Annotated in this window: 20 protein-coding genes and 1 pseudogene; 3 read left to right on the top strand and 18 right to left on the bottom strand. The window is 33.8% G+C overall.

Features of this window, described 5'->3' with window-relative positions; all coding sequences use genetic code 11:
- Window positions 1-5 precede the first annotated feature (5 nt).
- From nuoK to aspS, 13 genes and pseudogenes are all read right to left on the bottom strand, one after another.
- Window positions 6-326 carry an NADH-quinone oxidoreductase subunit NuoK gene (gene nuoK / locus ACZZZT_RS01425; protein WP_026982591.1) on the bottom strand — a complete coding sequence of 107 codons (321 nt, stop codon included), beginning with the start codon at window positions 324-326 and terminating at the stop codon, window positions 6-8.
- A complete protein-coding gene (locus ACZZZT_RS01420; protein WP_042563250.1) occupies window positions 326-865 on the bottom strand; it encodes an NADH-quinone oxidoreductase subunit J family protein in 540 nt (179 codons plus the stop codon). The genes nuoK and ACZZZT_RS01420 overlap by 1 nt, the downstream gene beginning before the upstream one ends.
- Window positions 866-1,410: pseudogene (locus tag ACZZZT_RS01415) on the bottom strand (NuoI/complex I 23 kDa subunit family protein).
- Window positions 1,411-1,498: 88 nt separating this feature from the next.
- Window positions 1,499-2,557, bottom strand: coding sequence for an NADH-quinone oxidoreductase subunit NuoH (gene nuoH, locus ACZZZT_RS01410; protein ID WP_207384878.1), 1,059 nt, complete (start codon window positions 2,555-2,557; stop codon window positions 1,499-1,501).
- The gene (locus tag ACZZZT_RS01405; protein ID WP_042563252.1) at window positions 2,557-3,588 is read right to left on the bottom strand and encodes an NADH-quinone oxidoreductase subunit G; all 1,032 of its coding nucleotides are present in this window, start codon (window positions 3,586-3,588) and stop codon (window positions 2,557-2,559) included. The genes nuoH and ACZZZT_RS01405 overlap by 1 nt, the downstream gene beginning before the upstream one ends.
- A gap of 93 nt (window positions 3,589-3,681) precedes the next feature.
- Entirely contained in the window at window positions 3,682-5,052 is a 1,371-nt protein-coding gene (nuoF, locus tag ACZZZT_RS01400; RefSeq protein WP_463459186.1) for an NADH-quinone oxidoreductase subunit NuoF, read from the bottom strand.
- Window position 5,053: 1 nt separating this feature from the next.
- Window positions 5,054-5,584: a complex I 24 kDa subunit family protein gene (locus tag ACZZZT_RS01395; protein WP_029271565.1), complete on the bottom strand. Its 531-nt coding sequence runs from the start codon at window positions 5,582-5,584 to the stop codon at window positions 5,054-5,056.
- Between the two features lie 171 nt (window positions 5,585-5,755).
- Window positions 5,756-6,994: an NADH-quinone oxidoreductase subunit D gene (locus ACZZZT_RS01390; protein WP_042563254.1), complete on the bottom strand. Its 1,239-nt coding sequence runs from the start codon at window positions 6,992-6,994 to the stop codon at window positions 5,756-5,758.
- 25 nt (window positions 6,995-7,019) lie between these two features.
- Window positions 7,020-7,541, bottom strand: coding sequence for an NADH-quinone oxidoreductase subunit C (locus tag ACZZZT_RS01385; RefSeq protein WP_463459185.1), 522 nt, complete (start codon window positions 7,539-7,541; stop codon window positions 7,020-7,022).
- A gap of 1 nt (window position 7,542) precedes the next feature.
- Window positions 7,543-8,091 (bottom strand): NADH-quinone oxidoreductase subunit B, encoded by a 549-nt coding sequence (locus ACZZZT_RS01380; RefSeq protein ID WP_042563256.1) that lies wholly within the window; start codon window positions 8,089-8,091, stop codon window positions 7,543-7,545.
- 155 nt (window positions 8,092-8,246) lie between these two features.
- On the bottom strand, window positions 8,247-8,612 hold the full coding sequence (locus ACZZZT_RS01375; protein ID WP_463459184.1) for an NADH-quinone oxidoreductase subunit A: 366 nt from the start codon (window positions 8,610-8,612) through the stop codon (window positions 8,247-8,249).
- A 239-nt stretch (window positions 8,613-8,851) separates the two neighbouring features.
- Window positions 8,852-9,046, bottom strand: a complete 195-nt coding sequence (locus tag ACZZZT_RS01370; RefSeq protein ID WP_007137066.1) for a cold-shock protein — start codon at window positions 9,044-9,046, stop codon at window positions 8,852-8,854.
- A 360-nt stretch (window positions 9,047-9,406) separates the two neighbouring features.
- Entirely contained in the window at window positions 9,407-11,158 is a 1,752-nt protein-coding gene (aspS, locus tag ACZZZT_RS01365) for an aspartate--tRNA ligase (protein WP_463459183.1), read from the bottom strand.
- A 157-nt stretch (window positions 11,159-11,315) separates the two neighbouring features.
- On the opposite strand from aspS, the gene ACZZZT_RS01360 reads away from it, so the two are divergent.
- The 3 genes from ACZZZT_RS01360 (at window position 11,316) to ACZZZT_RS01350 (ending at window position 12,867) form a co-directional block, all read left to right on the top strand.
- Window positions 11,316-11,882 (top strand): hypothetical protein, encoded by a 567-nt coding sequence (locus tag ACZZZT_RS01360; RefSeq protein ID WP_463459182.1) that lies wholly within the window; start codon window positions 11,316-11,318, stop codon window positions 11,880-11,882.
- Window positions 11,879-12,310 carry a TlpA family protein disulfide reductase gene (locus ACZZZT_RS01355; RefSeq protein ID WP_463462363.1) on the top strand — a complete coding sequence of 144 codons (432 nt, stop codon included), beginning with the start codon at window positions 11,879-11,881 and terminating at the stop codon, window positions 12,308-12,310. Before ACZZZT_RS01360 ends, ACZZZT_RS01355 begins: the two co-directional genes overlap by 4 nt.
- A 209-nt stretch (window positions 12,311-12,519) precedes the next feature.
- Window positions 12,520-12,867 (top strand): toxin-antitoxin system YwqK family antitoxin, encoded by a 348-nt coding sequence (locus ACZZZT_RS01350; RefSeq protein WP_042563260.1) that lies wholly within the window; start codon window positions 12,520-12,522, stop codon window positions 12,865-12,867.
- A 47-nt stretch (window positions 12,868-12,914) separates the two neighbouring features.
- On the opposite strand, the gene ACZZZT_RS01345 is transcribed toward ACZZZT_RS01350, so the two are convergent.
- The 5 genes from ACZZZT_RS01345 to ACZZZT_RS01325 all read right to left on the bottom strand — a co-directional run bounded on the left by ACZZZT_RS01345 (window position 12,915) and on the right by ACZZZT_RS01325 (window position 16,297).
- The gene (locus ACZZZT_RS01345; RefSeq protein WP_463459181.1) at window positions 12,915-14,030 is read right to left on the bottom strand and encodes a PepSY-associated TM helix domain-containing protein; all 1,116 of its coding nucleotides are present in this window, start codon (window positions 14,028-14,030) and stop codon (window positions 12,915-12,917) included.
- A 62-nt stretch (window positions 14,031-14,092) separates the two neighbouring features.
- Window positions 14,093-15,313, bottom strand: a complete 1,221-nt coding sequence (locus ACZZZT_RS01340; protein ID WP_463462362.1) for a PepSY-associated TM helix domain-containing protein — start codon at window positions 15,311-15,313, stop codon at window positions 14,093-14,095.
- Window positions 15,262-15,645 carry a PepSY domain-containing protein gene (locus ACZZZT_RS01335; protein WP_463459180.1) on the bottom strand — a complete coding sequence of 128 codons (384 nt, stop codon included), beginning with the start codon at window positions 15,643-15,645 and terminating at the stop codon, window positions 15,262-15,264. Before ACZZZT_RS01335 ends, ACZZZT_RS01340 begins: the two co-directional genes overlap by 52 nt.
- A gap of 1 nt (window position 15,646) precedes the next feature.
- Window positions 15,647-15,949 (bottom strand): hypothetical protein, encoded by a 303-nt coding sequence (locus ACZZZT_RS01330; protein WP_042563263.1) that lies wholly within the window; start codon window positions 15,947-15,949, stop codon window positions 15,647-15,649.
- 15 nt (window positions 15,950-15,964) lie between these two features.
- Window positions 15,965-16,297, bottom strand: coding sequence for a hypothetical protein (locus tag ACZZZT_RS01325; RefSeq protein ID WP_073394596.1), 333 nt, complete (start codon window positions 16,295-16,297; stop codon window positions 15,965-15,967).
- Window positions 16,298-16,412 lie beyond the last annotated feature (115 nt).

The following is a 16,412-nucleotide window of genomic DNA, read 5'->3' as shown; positions in this document are numbered from 1 at the left end:
TCCATTTATCCTTTTAAATTTTTTAAATTATCGATACTAATCGAACCTAAATTTCTAAAGATCGAAACTAAAATAGCCAATCCAACTGCAACTTCTGCCGCAGCAACTGCCATCGAGAAGAATACAAAAACTTGTCCTTGCGCATCTTGATGATAAGTTGAAAAAGCAACAAATAAAAGGTTAACAGCATTCAACATGATTTCGATAGACATGAATACAATGATTGCATTTCGTCTATACAATACACCAAAAACACCAATACAGAAAAGCACAACACTTAAAAAGATGTAGTTTTCAATACCTATTTGATTTAATATATTACCCATTATTTATTTAATTTTTCTTTTTTAGACAATAGTACAGTTCCAATCATCGCTACTAAAAGTAAAACTGAAGCAAATTCAAACGGAACCATATATTCATTCAACAATATTTTACCCAATACTTTAATAGATTGGAAATCTTCTCCGGTCGAATCGTAATCACCAACAATTGGTTTTGAATTAATGAAAATTGCAATCAATACAATGCAAATCAAACAAAAAGAGACAATTGCACCCAAGCGTGTAATTCTTGGTCTGTGTACTTGATGACGTTCGTTAAGATTCATCAACATAATTGTAAACAGGAACAAAATCATAATTGCTCCGGAATAAACTATAAGATGTACTATAGCTAAAAATTGAGCATTCAATAGTAAATAGTGGCCAGCAATTGAGAAAAAACAAATCACTAGATAAATAGCACTATGAATTGGGTTTCTGCTAAAAATGGTCAGGAAAGCGGTGATTACCGTAATAAACGCTAAGAAACAAAATATAATTTGTACAGTTGTTGCGTGTGCAAAATCAGGAATATGTATCATTTAGTTAGCATTATTAAGTTGAGCATTTTTGATTGCCACATCAAGAGGCATCACTAATCTGTCTTTTCCAAAAATAAAGTCTTCTCTTTCATAACTTGATGGAACCAAAACTTTTGAAGTAGTCAGGTAAATTGCATCTTTCGGACATGCTTCTTCACATAAACCACAGAAAATGCAACGCAACATATTGATTTCATATATAGATGCGTATTTTTCTTCTCTATACAAATGTTTTTCATCTGCTTTACGTTCTGCAGCTTTCATCGTGATTGCTTCAGCAGGACATGATAAAGCACATAATCCACAAGCTGTACAGTTTTCACGACCTTGTTCATCACGTTTTAACTGGTGTTGACCACGATAAACCGGACTCATTTCACGCACTTGCTCAGGATAGTGAATCGTCACTTTTTTCTGAATAAATGTTTAAGGGTGATATATAATCCTTTCACAATCGCCACAAGATACAATCGCTCCCAAAAAGTCATCTCTTTATTAGAGACCATCTTTTTTCTACCCGATAATGATATAGTTTCTATTGACATTTTATAATGTATGATTTACGATTCGCAATTTGACGGTAAAATCAAATTCTAAATCTATTTATTTTTATTTGAAGCTGACAATACGGTTTTAGAATCCTAAAGCGGCAGCTATATCGTGTCTCAAAATAACAGCACCCGTAATCATTATATTAATAATTGAAAGCGGAATCAAAATTCTCCACCCTAAATTCATTAATTGATCGTATCTAAATCTTGGAATTGTCCAACGTACCCACATATAGAAAAATATGAAGAAACATAATTTTGCAAACAATGCTGCAATTCCTAATATATTAGCAATATTTACTCCTGCATGTTCTACCATCCAGCTCATTCCAGGATAGTTATATCCTCCAAAGAATAAAACAGATATGATAGTAGCTGAGATAAACATACTCGCATATTCAGCAAATAAATAGAATCCCATTTTCATTGATGAATATTCTGTGTGATAACCTCCAATTAATTCATTTTCACATTCTGCTAAATCAAAAGGAGTTCTGTTAGTTTCTGCAAACGAACAAATCAGGAAAATCAAGAAAGATAAAGGTTGGTAAAATACGTTCCAGTTCATTTCTTGTTGTTGAAGAGAAATTTCTCTTAAACTTAAAGTTCCGGTCATCATCAACAAAGCAATCATTGATAATCCCATTGCGACTTCGTAAGAAACCATTTGAGATGCTGCACGAACAGCTCCCATTAAAGAGAATTTATTGTTAGAAGCCCATCCACCAATCATGATGCCATAAACTCCAATAGAAAGTACTCCAAAAATATATAGAATACCAATATTAATATCAGTTGCTTGTAAAAGAACATCACGACCAAAAATGTGTAATTTGTCTCCCCAAGGAATTACCGCACTTGTCATTAAAGCTGTACTCATGGCAATTGCCGGTCCTACAACAAATAAAAATTTGTTAGGTGTGTTTGGAAAAAACTCTTCTTTTGAGAATAATTTCATACCATCTGCAAGCGGTTGTAATAACCCTCCCCAACCGGCGCGGTTTGGTCCTACACGATCCTGAAGAAAAGCCGCAACTTTACGTTCAGCCCAGGTAGAATACATTGCCATGATCATTGTTATGGCAAAAACCACAACAATTACAACACTTTTCTCTATAATAAACGTACCATCTACCATCATTAAGAAATTTTGTTGTTAGTGTTTAATGGAATTTCAGCCATACTAATTTTTTTACGGTCTATGTCTCTACCCATAAGGATAGTTTTTTCAGTATCGATTTCTACTTTCTCTAATTTTTGAGTGTAGTTATTTTGATTGATAACAGAATCTTTTTCAAATTCTCTTGGTCCTTCAATTGTCCAATCGTTTACATTTTTATGATCAAAACGACAAGAGTTACAGATAAACTCTTCCACTTCATGATATTCGTCTTTACGACCAGTTACACGCTGAATTTCTCCTCCAAACATCCAAACTGTTGTTTTTCCACAACATCCTGGAGTTGTACATTCTCTGTGAGCATTATAAGGTTTGTTGAACCAAACTCTTGATTTGAAACGGAAAGTTTTATCGGTTAATGCTCCAACCGGGCAAACATCGATCATATTTCCAGAAAACTCATTATCAATAGCTTTTGAGATACCAGTAGAAATATTAGCATGATCTCCACGATCTAATACTCCATGTACTCTATTGTCAGTCAACTGATCTGCAACTTGTACACATCTTTGACATAAAATACAACGGTTCATATGCAATTGAATATTCGGACCAATATCTTCTGGCTCGAATGTTCTTTTTTCTTCTATAAAACGTGATTTCGGATTTCCGTGCTCGAAACTTAAGTTTTGTAAATCACATTCACCGGCTTGATCACAAACTGGGCAATCTAATGGGTGATTGATCAATAAAAATTCTGTTACAGATTTACGGGCTTCCGTTACTCTGTCAGAAGATTTACTGTTTACTTCCATTCCGTCCATACATCCTGTTACACAAGATGCCATTAATTTTGGCATTGGTCTTGGGTCAGCTTCACTTCCTTTAGAAACTTCAACTAAACAACAACGACATTTACCGCCGCTGCCTTTTAATTTTGAGTAATAGCACATGGCTGGCGGTACCAAATCTCCACCAATCATACGTGCAGCCTGTAGAATCGTTGTTCCTGGCTCTACGTCTATACTTTGACCGTCTATGGTTACTTTCATCTCTTATTGATTTGAATGTTGAAAGTCGGAATATTGAAAAGAATTGCTGTCCTTTTTTATATTGTTAACTTTATAACTTTCTGCTTATATTTTTTATACGATTACTTTACCGCCTACTAAATGCTTAACTTGCGAAAAAGGTTCAGCAACAAAGTGATCTCTATGTTTAATTTTTTCAGGGAAACGAACATGGTATTCAAATTCATCTCTAAAATGACGAATAGCTGCTGCTACCGGCCAAGAAGCTGCATCTCCAAGCGGGCAAATTGTGTTACCCTCGATTTTACTTTGAATACTCCACAATAATTCGATATCTTCTTCGCGGCCTTGACCGTTTTCGATTCTCCACAATATTTTTTCTAACCAGCCTGTTCCTTCACGACAAGGTGTACATTGTCCACAAGATTCGTGGTGGTAAAAACGTGCAAAATTCCAAGTGTTTCTTACTACACAAGCAGTATCATTGTAAACGATAAATCCTCCTGAACCTAACATCGATCCGGTAGCAAAACCACCATCACTTAAAGATTCGTAAGTCATTAAACGATCTTCACCATTTGCTGTTTTGAAAATTAATTCAGCAGGTAAAATTGGCACTGAAGATCCTCCAGGTACAAACGCTTTCAAAGGTCTGCTCGAAGACATTCCTCCTAAATACTCATCAGAATTCATGAATTCGTCAACACTCAATCCTAATTCAATTTCATAAACACCAGGATTTTTAATGTGTCCTGAAGCAGAAATTAATTTAGTTCCCGTTGAACGTCCAATTCCGATTTTAGCATAATCATCACCAGAATTGTTGATGATCCAAGGCACAGTTGCGATAGTTTCAACGTTGTTTACCACTGTTGGATTTGCCCAAAGTCCTGAAACTGCCGGGAATGGCGGTTTAATACGAGGGTTTCCTCTTTTACCTTCCAAAGATTCAATAAGTGCAGTTTCTTCTCCACAAATATAAGCTCCGGCTCCACAGTGAACATGAAGTTCTAAATCGTAACCTGTTCCTAATATATTTTTTCCTAACCAACCGGCAGCTCTTGCTTCGTTGATTGCTCTTTCTAAAATTTTGAAAACCCACATATATTCTCCACGAATGTAGATGTAGGATAAGTTAGCGCCTAAGGCAAAACTTGAAGTAATCATTCCTTCGATCAATAAATGAGGAATAAATTCCATCAAATAACGATCTTTAAAAGTTCCTGGTTCAGATTCGTCGGCATTGCAAACTAAATGTCTTGGTTTTCCTGATTTTTTATCAATAAAACTCCATTTCATTCCAGCTGGGAAACCAGCACCACCACGACCACGAAGTCCTGATTTTTTTACTTCTTCAACAACTTCGTCTGGCGTAAGTGTTTTCAAAGCTTTTTCTACAGAAGCATAACCACCATTTTGGCGATATACTTCGTAGGTTTTAATTCCTGGAATGTTGATTTTATCTAATAATATTTTTTGTGACATATTATTTATCGTGTAATATTATTTTATCATCTCTGCAATCAGCAATTAACTGATCGATTTTTTCTTCTGTCAATTTTTCTTTGTAGAAATCGCCTAATTGCATCATCGGAGCATATCCGCAGGCACCTAAACATTCTACTCCGGCAATGGTAAACATTCCATCTGGAGTTGTTTCTCCCATTTTAATACCTAATTTTTCAGAAGTATAATCCATTAAATTTTCGGCACCATTTAAACAACAACAAGAAGTCTGGCAGAATTCGAACATGTATTTTCCAATTGGTTTCTGGTTGTACATGGTATAAAAAGTAACCACTTCGTAAACCTCAATTGGTTTGATGTGCAAAATTTCAGCAACCTTATCCTGCAACTCAATACTTAGCCAGTTGTCGTGTGCGTCCTGCACTTCATGCAAAACAGGCAACAAAGCTGATTTTCTTTTGTCTTCAGGATAATGACTGATCAATTCATTGATGCGAGTCATCAATGCTTCAGTCATGTTTATTTCTTGTTTGTAATGTTTTCTTTCCATTCTTAATTTTAGATTTTAGATTTCTGATTTTAGATTTTTCAATCTGCAACCTATAATCTACATTCTGCAATCTTTTATTAGTTTTTAGATTTTCCAATCTGAATTCTTCAATTCTTAATGTTTAGTTTAGGTTTTCCAATCTACATTCTAAAATCTAAACTCTACAATTCTTTAGGCGTCTAATTCTCCGGCAATTACATTTAAACTCGAAAGGATAACAATTGCATCTGATAGTAAAGAGCCTTTAATCATTTCAGGATATGCTTGGTAATAAATAAAGCAAGGTCTTCTGAAATGTAATCTATATGGAGTTCTGCTTCCGTCTGTAACTAAATAAAATCCGATTTCTCCATTTCCACCTTCAACAGGATGATAGATTTCTGCAACCGGTACAGGAACTTCTCCCATTACAATCTTAAAGTGATAAATTAATGATTCCATAGAAGTATAAACATCTTCTTTTGGAGGAAGATAGTAATCAGGAACTTCAGCATGATATTCGTTTCCTGCCGGCATTTTATCCAACGCTTGACGAATAATGCTTAAACTCTCCCAAACTTCAGCGTTACGTACACAGAAACGATCATAAGTGTCACCTGATTTTCCAACAGGAACAGCAAAATCGAAATCCTCGTAAGAGGAGTAAGGCTGTGCAACACGAACGTCGTAATCAACTCCGGCAGCACGTAAGTTTGGACCTGTAAATCCATAAGCCATTGCTTGCTCTGCTGAGATTGCACCTACGTCTACGGTTCTGTCAAGGAAAATTCTGTTTCTTTCGAATAAGTTTACAAATTCTTGCCAAGCGACAGGAAAATCTTGTAAAAACACATCTAATTTGCGGAATGCTTCTGGTGACCAATCTCTTTCGAAACCACCAATTCTTCCCATATTTGTTGTTAAACGAGCACCACAAATTTCTTCGTAAATCTCGTAAACTTTTTCTCTAAATTGAAAAACGTACAAGAAACCAGTATATGCACCAGTATCTACACCAAGAATCGAGTTACAGATTAAGTGGTCTGTAATACGTGCCAGCTCCATTACAATTACTCTTAAATATTGAGCTCTTTTAGGAACTTCAATATTAAGTAATTTTTCTAATGTCATCCACCATCCCATATTGTTTATAGGAGAAGAGCAATAGTTCATACGGTCTGTAAGTGGCGTAATTTGATAAAAAGGACGATTTTCGGCAATTTTCTCGAAAGCTCTGTGAATGTAACCAATAGTTGGTTCAGCCTCAAGGATTCTTTCTCCATCCATCAACAGGATATTTTGAAAAATACCGTGTGTAGCTGGGTGTGTTGGCCCTAAATTTAGGACAGAAAGCTCGCTTCCGTCTTCGTTTAGTTTTTCCTTTATTATTTTAGCATATCTATGCTCTGGTGGTAATAATAGTTCTGACATTTTATAATGTTGAATTATTTATTTTTTAGCAATTTGTTGTTGTTCTTCCAAAGAATCTGTCATCCTTATCTGTTCTTCCGCTGTCTTCCATTGGGAATTCTTTTCGCATTGGGAACGATATCATTTCATCCATATTCAAAATACGTTTCAATTGCGGATGTCCAATAAAGTTAATCCCGTAGAAATCGTATGTTTCTCTTTCCATCCAATTTGAACTCAGGAAAATATTTGAAATGGTTTTTATCTCTGGTTTTTCACCGTTTAAGAATACTTTGATTCTAATACGTTTATTTTCGTACCAATTGTGCAAATGATATACTATTGCAAACTGACGATCTGTTTCGTTGTCCGGATAATGAACACCACATAAATCGGTTAAAAAATGAAATCGTAAATCAGAATCGTTTTTCAAAAAAAGAATCAGGGCTGTGATTTTGTCAGCAGTAGTTTCTAGTGAAAAAATATCTCTTTCTTGTTGAAAGTTAAAAACACTTGCGTCAAATGTTTCTGTAAGTTTATCTTGGATCAGGGTATTTTCTAAAGCCATCTTATGAAATGTTATATGAAGCTAGTAATTCTTGGTATTCTGGAGAACTTCTGCGTCTCACAGATTCGCTTTTTACCAATTCCTGAAGTTTCATTACTCCATCAACAATTTGTTCTGGTCTTGGAGGGCATCCGGGAACGTAAACGTCAACAGGAATTACTTTATCAATTCCTTGTAAAACAGAATAAGTATCGAAGATTCCGCCTGATGAAGCACAAGCTCCAACTGCAATTACCCAGCGAGGTTCAGACATTTGTTCGTAAACTTGTCTTAAGATAGGTGCCATTTTTTTAGAAATAGTTCCCATAACCAGCAACATATCTGCCTGACGAGGAGAAAAACTCACACGCTCAGAACCAAATCGTGCTAAATCGTAGTGTGAAGCCATTGTGGCCATGAATTCGATACCACAGCATGAAGTTGCAAAAGGCAAAGGCCATAATGAATTGGCTCTTGCTAAACCTACAACATCATTTAGTTTTGTAGCGAAGAAACCTTCTCCTACAACTCCTTCTGGCGCTGCAACCATATTTACATTTGAATCGCTCATTTTATTTTAGATTTTAGATTTCTGATTTTAGATTTTGTAAACCTGAAAATCGAAATCAATTTTAAAAATCGATTATATTTTTAAGAAACTTATTTTTTCAAACCTAAAATTCTAAATCAAACAATCTAAAATTTAAAATCTGAAATCATAAATTATTATTCCCAGTCTAAAGCTTTCTTTTTGATGATATAGAAGAAACCAACTAAAAGCAAAGACATAAAGACAATCATTTTAAGCATTCCCTCAACACCAAGCTCTTTAAAGTTTACTGCCCAAGGATAAAGGAAAATTACCTCTACATCAAACAATACAAATAAAATGGCTACTAAGAAGTATTTTACAGAAAAAGGAATACGGGCGTTACCAACAGATTCGATACCACACTCAAAGTTTTTATCTTTAACTTCTGAAGTTCTTTTTGGACCTAATTTTCCGGAAACAATGATGGTTCCTACCACAAAACCTACAGCTAAAATAAACTGCATTAAAATAGGAAGATAACTGTATTGATCAGATTGCATAATCTTGGGGGTTTTTACTTAAAAAATGAGCCACAAAGATAGCTTTCAACTCTGTAAATCACAAGCTAAAAAAGGATTTAAGTGTATGACAAAAGGGTTAATAATTGTAATTTTTATTCATTATAAATAACAACGATCCTTTTTAAGTTTTTTTTAAGATTTGAGCAAAAAAAACGTCTCGAAATTAATCGAGACGTTTGAACCATTCAGAGGCAAAAAAATAAATTGCTATATTTTTCTTAGATTACTGCTACTTTAGCAGCAACTTTCCCTTTTCTTCCTTCTTCTTCTTCATAGCTTACACGGTCACCTTCGCGTAATTCTTCCGCGTTAATTCCTGAAGCGTGAACGAAGATATCTTTTCCTGTTTCTTCGTCTGTAATGAATCCATAACCTTTAGATTCATTGAAAAATTTTACTGTACCTGTACGCATTGTAATTGTAATAATAATTTATAATGTAGCAAATGTAACATATAAATTCATACAAAAGACAATAAGGTGTTAATTTTTTGTAAAAATTATTGATTCACAGTGTTTTCGCTATTTATATTGCATCAATTGACTTATGGATATGCTTTAATTGAGAATCATTTATTGTAAGAATAAAAAGTAGGAAATTTTTAAATTATCTTCAAAATTATTTTTTAATTGAATGATTCGTCCGATCATTATAAATCTTTAGTTTAGAAAATCCTATTTCTCCTTTAAAATAGGTATTGCTTCATTATCAAGCATAAAAAAACTGCAGTTAATTTTTTAACTGCAGTTTTTAATTTTAAATTTCTTTAGAAATTATATTGTATCTACTTTAATATGTAGTTCTTTTAATTGAGCATCATCAATTTTGGCTGGTGCATCAATCATTACATCACGGCCTGAGTTGTTTTTTGGGAAAGCAATAAAGTCTCTAATAGTCTCTTGTCCTCCTAAAATGGCAACTAATCTGTCTAAACCAAAAGCCAGACCTCCGTGTGGCGGTGCTCCAAATTGAAATGCATCCATTAAGAAACCAAATTGTGCTTTTGCTTCATCTTCGGTAAAACCTAAATATTTAAACATCAATTGTTGTGTTGCTTTATCGTGAATACGAATAGAACCTCCACCAATTTCATTTCCGTTTAAAACCATATCATAAGCGTTTGCACGAACTTTTCCCGGTTCTGTTTCCAACAAAGCCATATCTTCTGGTTTTGGAGATGTAAACGGGTGGTGCATCGCATGATAACGGCCAGTTTCTTCGTCAAGTTCTAATAACGGGAAATCTACAACCCATAAAGGTGCAAATTCTTCTGGTTTACGTAATCCTAAACGAGTTGCTAATTCCATACGAAGTGCAGAAAGCTGTCCACGAGTTTTATCGGCAGGACCTGAAAGTACAAAAATCATATCTCCGGGTTTTGCTCCTGTAATTTTTGCCCATTGTGCTAAATCGTCCTGATCGTAAAATTTATCTACAGATGATTTAAAAGTTCCGTCGTCGTTGCATTTTGAATACACCATTCCTGATGCTCCAACTTGCGGACGTTTTACCCAGTCAATTAATCCGTCAATTTCTTTACGGGTATAATTCCCTGCTCCCGGAACTGCAATTCCAACTACTAATTCTGCGGCGTTGAATACAGGAAAGTCTTTATGTTTTGCAAATTCGTTTAATTCTCCAAATTCCATTCCGAAACGAATGTCCGGTTTGTCATTTCCATATGTTTTCATGGCATAATCGTAGGTAATTCTAGGGAATTTATCTACTTCAATACCTTTAATTTCTTTTAATAAATGTCTTGTCAATCCTTCAAAAACATTCAAAATGTCTTCTTGTTCTACAAATGCCATTTCGCAATCGATTTGTGTAAACTCAGGCTGACGGTCTGCACGTAAATCTTCATCACGGAAACATTTCACGATTTGGAAATATTTATCCATTCCACCCACCATCAACAATTGTTTAAAAGTTTGTGGAGATTGTGGCAATGCATAAAATTGTCCTTCGTTCATTCTACTTGGAACAACGAAATCTCTTGCGCCTTCCGGAGTCGATTTAATTAAGTAAGGAGTTTCTACTTCGCAGAAATCTAAATCAGATAGATATTTACGAACTTCCATCGCTACTTTATGACGGAATAATAAACTGTTTTTTACAGGATTACGACGAATATCCAAGTAACGGTATTTCATTCTGATATCTTCACCGCCATCAGTTTCATCTTCAATTGTAAATGGAGGCGTTAATGCTGCATTTAAAATATTCAGTTCAGAAACTAAAATTTCGATTTCACCAGTCGGAATGTTCTTGTTTTTGGCTTCTCGCTCAATAACAGTTCCTTTTACCTGAATCACAAACTCTCTACCAAGTGTTTTAGCCAGTTCAAAAACGGTTTTATCAGTACGGCTTTCGTCGAAAATAAGTTGCGTAATTCCGTAACGGTCGCGTAAATCAACCCAATTCATAAATCCTTTATCGCGTGATTTTTGAACCCAACCTGCAAGTGTAACCTCGGTATTAATATTTGAAGCGTTTAACTCGCCGCAATTATGACTTCTATACATGATCTAAATTTTAGACTGCAAAAGTAAACACAAAATTCAAAATAATATAGTAAAGTGATAACTTGATGCTCAATAATTTGAAATATTTTGTTAATTGTTAAATTTCAAACCATGAATTTCTTTAGATTTGAATTACTAAAAACAAACTTTAATGTATATGAAGAAATTTTTCGTTTCCGGAATGTTGATTTTGAGCACTTTGAATATTATAGGTCAAGCCAAAAATCAAATTGCTTTTACGGCCAAAATTACCAATAGAAACAGCGATACCTTAGTAATTAAAGGAGCGAATAATTTTAAACAAATAATTCCCATTAATAAAAAAGAATTATTTGTTGCCAATTTCGAGGCTCCAAAAGGATTTTATATGTTTTCTGATGGTGTAGAATCATCTAATTTTTATTTAAAACCAAATTCTGAAGTAAATCTGACAATGAATGCCAAAGAATTTGACGAAACGATAGTGTATAAAGGTAAAGGGGTAAATGAAAGTAACTTTCTTGCGCAATATGCTTTATCTAACGAAAAGTTTATTAATGAAGCTTCTGGTAAAGAAGCAGCCGAATTTGCAGCATCATTAGAAACAAAGAAAAAAACGGATTTAGAAAATATCGAAAAAGGAGATTATGATCCTGAATTTAAAGCCGCTTTAAAAGATCTTTTGAAGAATTTAATCAATATGCCGTACAAGATTATGAAAGAACATCAAAAGCTAAAAAGCTGAACGGGAAACCTTCTGTAATATTTGATTATGAAAATCATAAAGGAGGAAAAACAAAACTCTCTGATTTAAAAGGAAAGTATGTTTATATTGATCTTTGGGCAACCTGGTGTGGACCTTGTAGAGCAGAGATTCCTTATTTGCAAAAAATAGAAGAGAAATATCATGGCAAAAATATTGAGTTTGTAAGCATTTCTGTTGATGTTCCGAAGGATCATGATAAATGGAAAAAGTTTGTAACAGATAAGCAATTAGGCGGAATTCAGTTATTTTCTGATAACGAATGGAAATCAGAGTTTGTAACAAGTTATGAAGTAACCGGAATTCCGAGATTTATTTTAATTGATCCAAAGGGTAATATTTTAAATTCAGATGCTGACAGACCCTCTTCTCAAGACCTTCAAACGCAGTTGGATGCATTATTAAAGTAATTTAGTGTCAAATTTACAACGTTATCGTGAATTTATATTTTTTATAAAAAACCAGTAAAACCAGTGCCTCAGCACTGGTTTTTTTGTATGTATTTAATTTCCAATGTTAAGTTTTTATTCAATGTTACCAAATTGTTAAGTAAAAGTTTGTTTAATGTAAACAATTAATTATATTTGATAACGATTTGATAACATTAAAACCTAAAGATATGAAAAAGTGTGTGATTTTAGTTGCAATGATGTTCTCTGGAATTTTAGTTGCACAAGAGGTAAAACCAGAATTAGAAGCTGTTGGAAACAAAGTAAAAGCTACTTATTATTATGATAATGGCAGAGTACAACAAGAAGGTTTCTATAAAGATGGTAAATTAGACGGTGCTTGGGTATCTTATGACGAAAAAGGAAATAAACTTGCCGTTGGAGAATACACAAACGGAATGAAAACTGGAAAATGGATTTTCTTTAATGCGAATAATCTTTGTGAAGTGGCTTTTGAAAACAGCCAGGTAGCATCAGTTAAAAATTTACAAAAGAATGCTTTAGCAAATAGAAACTAAGGTAATTTCTACTATAGTTTGCAAAACCGCTTTTACGAGCGGTTTTTTTATGTCTTCAATTTTTTACAGCTCTTTTTTCTTCGTCCGTACCAAATTACAAAACCCGTGACTGGCAAAGCTGCCGCAATTAAACTTACTGTAAAAGCAATAATTTTTCCGGGTAAATCTAAAATTTGTCCTGTATGAATGCCATAATTCATTTCAACTACCTGTAAACCTAAACTTTTTTTATCGTAAGGCTCGCTTTGTATTAGTTTTCCGTTTTCAGGATGAAAATAATAATTCGTTTGATGATCGTATCGTAAAGTATGCGGGTAAGCTCCGGTATTAATAATATCACCTTTTTGTTGTGGAGTTGTTACATAAAACATTTCGGCTGTTGGCTGCAACTTCATGGTTTGTGTAAAAGCACGATCCGTAGCAATGATTTTATTTGCTTTAAATTTTGTTGTGTCTATTGTTGGTGCTTTTGTTTCTAAAGCTTTATCTCCGCCAAAATTGAAAGTTTTATAAATTCCATCACCAACCCATTCATAAGTAAAGGTTAAACCTGTAATAGCAATAATAACGGCGATAATCGAAATGTAAAACCCCGATGTATTGTGCCAATCGTAGTTTACACGGCGCCATTTGGCCGACCATTTTACGGAGAAGCTTCTTTTAATATCACTTTTTCGTTTTGGCCACCATTGAATTATTCCCGTTATAAGTAAAATAATAAAGATGATTGTTGCGCCACCAACAATATGTTTGCCAATATAATCGGGTAGAAGCAAGTATAAATGAATGTATTCGACAATAATAAAAAAATCGGTTTCCGGATTTTCTGTTTTTAAATATTTTCCGGTGTATGGATTAAAGTACAGATATAAATTTCCCGTGTCAGAATAGGTATAAACAATTGCAGATCGATTTTTTCCGTAATAAGAAACCATGCTTGATTTGTAATTCGGAAGAATTGCTTTGGCTTTTTCCTGTAAAACCGAAGGCATTAAAAATGGTTTGTTTTGAGGTTCTACCAAACGCCATTCTTTTCGCGTAATATCTTTTATTTCGTCATGAAAACAAAAAATACAGCCGGTAATGCTGACAATAAAAACAATAAGCCCGGAAATTAATCCGAGCCATTTATGTATAAAACGTATTTTCGTTTTGAATCCCATTTTTGAATAAAACCGTAAATGTATACGGTTAATCCATAAGGGGCAAATAATTTGTAGTGTTTTTAGTTTTTTGTGACAGTTTTAGGTTTTAAATGATAAGTAACATAAAGCGATATCGAAGCCAGAACAATCCAAAAAACATCTATAACGAAAACCTGAATATGATTTTGTATAAACGAATTCCAAAACCAATCGCCGGAAACAATTCCATTTGCAATTGGAATTAAAAATCCTAAAATACTTCCTGAAATCAGGCAAAATTTATTCGTGAAGTCATCATTCTTTTTAATGATAAAAAAGACTGCAAGCAATAACCATCCGCCAAAATAAAGTGTAAATAAATTAGATTGACTTAACGGATAAAAAACTTTAGCAGCAATAAAAGCCAAGGCTGTTATAGGGTACATACTTAAACAAATAGCCAGATAAATGCGAACAACAGCTGCATTGAAACGTCTTTTCTTTTCGGGCATATTGTTTTTTTGTCTTGCAACTAACCAAATCATAACTCCTGAAATGATTACAAAACAAGTGATAATTCCTAAAATGAAACTCACAATTTTTAATGCATAACCTCCGTAATCACCGTAATGAATGCGGTACAATACGTTTTTTACAACATCTAAATAATTGTTTTCCGTAATAGGATTTTTTCTGGCGATTTCTTTTCCGTCAGCGATACGGTAAATTACTTTTCCAACTCCTGTGAATTTTTTATCGTGTGGCATTTCACCTTCTACAACAACATGCATATTCGCATCACCATAATTTTGGATGAAAACACGTGTAATTTCAAAATCTGACCAATTGCTTTTTGCTTTTGCAACCAACTGATCGATATTAAAAGGAGTTGCAAATTTTTTATTATCAAATTTATACTCAGGGTCTTTATATTCTAATTCCTTATATAATTTATCCTGATCGCCTTTGTATAAAGCCATTACTGCGGGAGCAACGATCAAGAGTTTAATCATAAAAAAAGCGCCGGTCACCGCATATACAAACTGAAAAGGCAAACCAATCATTCCTAATGCCGTGTGAGCATCTGTCCATAATGTTTTTAATTTTTCCTTTGGGCGGAAAACATAAAAGTTGGATACAATTTTTTTCCAATGTAATAGAACACCCGTTATAATTGCAAATAAAAAGAATAAAGCAATAAATCCTGAAAGATAATACCCAACAGGATAAGGTATTTGCGCCAAAAAGTGCAAACGGTATAAAAATTCACCTAAAGAATAAGATTCTTCATAAGTGAATGACTTGTAATTTTGAGTGTCCAGATAAAAAAAGTTCCCTCTTTTTGTTTGGCTGGAGCCAAAGTATCTTTAGTGCCTTCTAAATAAATGGCAACTCTTCTTTCTGTACTTGGTTTAGAAATCGTAATGTTTCTTCCGTGTAAAACATATTTTTTGTCAAGTGTATCTAAAGCTGTGCTGTAATTTAATTGAATTTCTTTTGTATTTGCAGTAGATTCGCTTCTTTCCCAATTGATGATTTCATCTCTAAAAAAAGAAAAAGATCCTGCGAAGAAAATCACAAAAAGAACTACACTAATAACGATTCCGCTTACGGTATGTGTATGAAAATAGATATTGTAATTACGGTTACTCATGTTATTGTGCCGTTGGATTATAGGTTTGACCCAAATAAATAAAAAGAGAAAAAACTAAGGTAAGAAGTATGTAAATTCCCCAGATTTTCCATCCGCTTTTTGCTAAAAAGGCAACTACCATAAGTGCTACCCAAAGTATGAAACCGCTAAAAGCCATTGTCATTAAAACATTGGCGCGATTAAACCAGGATGCCAAAGCCAGATGAAAAGTAACAGAAACAAAATAACCACCTAAAATAGCAGCTGTGATTTTGGCAAATCGTTGCCACTTAGATTGGGTTAAATATTTAGGATTAGCAGGCATATAAGTGAGGAATGTTTAGTTGTAATAGATTTCTAATAACGCAACAATTACAAATAATGCCAATAGTGCTTTAGAACTTACTTTTTTTAATGGAGTTAAAATGATAATCAAACTTCCAATTGTCATTAACTGAATAAAGAACATTAAAGTTCCGCAGCCTAAAGATTGTGTAAATAACCAAAATGCATAAGCGATTAAAAGTAAACCAAGACCTGTGATTTTGGTTTGCTTCGGATTGTTCTTCATCCATTTTTCAAAACCTAAATCATACGATAAAGCCGCTCTTTTTGAGGTGTAGTACAAAGTATAAAAAGCTAAAAAAACGATAAGACTTGCTATTGTTATCATAATTCTTAATGATTTAAAAAATCAGAGGTTATTTAGAATAGATTTTAATAGCGCAAATCTAAGTTAAGAATCCAAACAAAGCAAATTATTTTTATTTATTCTAAGTAAGATTCTT

Source organism: Flavobacterium sp. AC274, assembly GCF_979258275.1.
The sequence above is the reverse complement of the archived record's forward strand: the minus strand, read 5'-3'. Positions and strand labels throughout refer to the sequence as shown.

Coding starts and splice junctions, on each gene's coding strand:
- aspS (WP_463459183.1), bottom strand. CDS start 11,158: ATGTATAGAAGTCATAATTGCGGCGAGTTAAACGCTTCAAATATTAAT.
- ACZZZT_RS01335 (WP_463459180.1), bottom strand. CDS start 15,645: ATGAGTAACCGTAATTACAATATCTATTTTCATACACATACCGTAAGC.
- nuoF (WP_463459186.1), bottom strand. CDS start 5,052: ATGTCACAAAAAATATTATTAGATAAAATCAACATTCCAGGAATTAAA.
- nuoH (WP_207384878.1), bottom strand. CDS start 2,557: ATGATGGTAGATGGTACGTTTATTATAGAGAAAAGTGTTGTAATTGTT.
- ACZZZT_RS01405 (WP_042563252.1), bottom strand. CDS start 3,588: ATGAAAGTAACCATAGACGGTCAAAGTATAGACGTAGAGCCAGGAACA.
- ACZZZT_RS01370 (WP_007137066.1), bottom strand. CDS start 9,046: ATGCGTACAGGTACAGTAAAATTTTTCAATGAATCTAAAGGTTATGGA.
- ACZZZT_RS01380 (WP_042563256.1), bottom strand. CDS start 8,091: ATGAGCGATTCAAATGTAAATATGGTTGCAGCGCCAGAAGGAGTTGTA.
- ACZZZT_RS01420 (WP_042563250.1), bottom strand. CDS start 865: ATGATACATATTCCTGATTTTGCACACGCAACAACTGTACAAATTATA.
- ACZZZT_RS01385 (WP_463459185.1), bottom strand. CDS start 7,541: ATGGCTTTAGAAAATACCCTGATCCAAGATAAACTTACAGAAACATTT.
- ACZZZT_RS01390 (WP_042563254.1), bottom strand. CDS start 6,994: ATGTCAGAACTATTATTACCACCAGAGCATAGATATGCTAAAATAATA.
- ACZZZT_RS01360 (WP_463459182.1), top strand. CDS start 11,316: ATGAAGAAATTTTTCGTTTCCGGAATGTTGATTTTGAGCACTTTGAAT.
- nuoK (WP_026982591.1), bottom strand. CDS start 326: ATGGGTAATATATTAAATCAAATAGGTATTGAAAACTACATCTTTTTA.
- ACZZZT_RS01345 (WP_463459181.1), bottom strand. CDS start 14,030: ATGGGATTCAAAACGAAAATACGTTTTATACATAAATGGCTCGGATTA.
- ACZZZT_RS01395 (WP_029271565.1), bottom strand. CDS start 5,584: ATGGAAAGAAAACATTACAAACAAGAAATAAACATGACTGAAGCATTG.
- ACZZZT_RS01325 (WP_073394596.1), bottom strand. CDS start 16,297: ATGATAACAATAGCAAGTCTTATCGTTTTTTTAGCTTTTTATACTTTG.
- ACZZZT_RS01375 (WP_463459184.1), bottom strand. CDS start 8,612: ATGCAATCTGATCAATACAGTTATCTTCCTATTTTAATGCAGTTTATT.
- ACZZZT_RS01350 (WP_042563260.1), top strand. CDS start 12,520: ATGAAAAAGTGTGTGATTTTAGTTGCAATGATGTTCTCTGGAATTTTA.
- ACZZZT_RS01330 (WP_042563263.1), bottom strand. CDS start 15,949: ATGCCTGCTAATCCTAAATATTTAACCCAATCTAAGTGGCAACGATTT.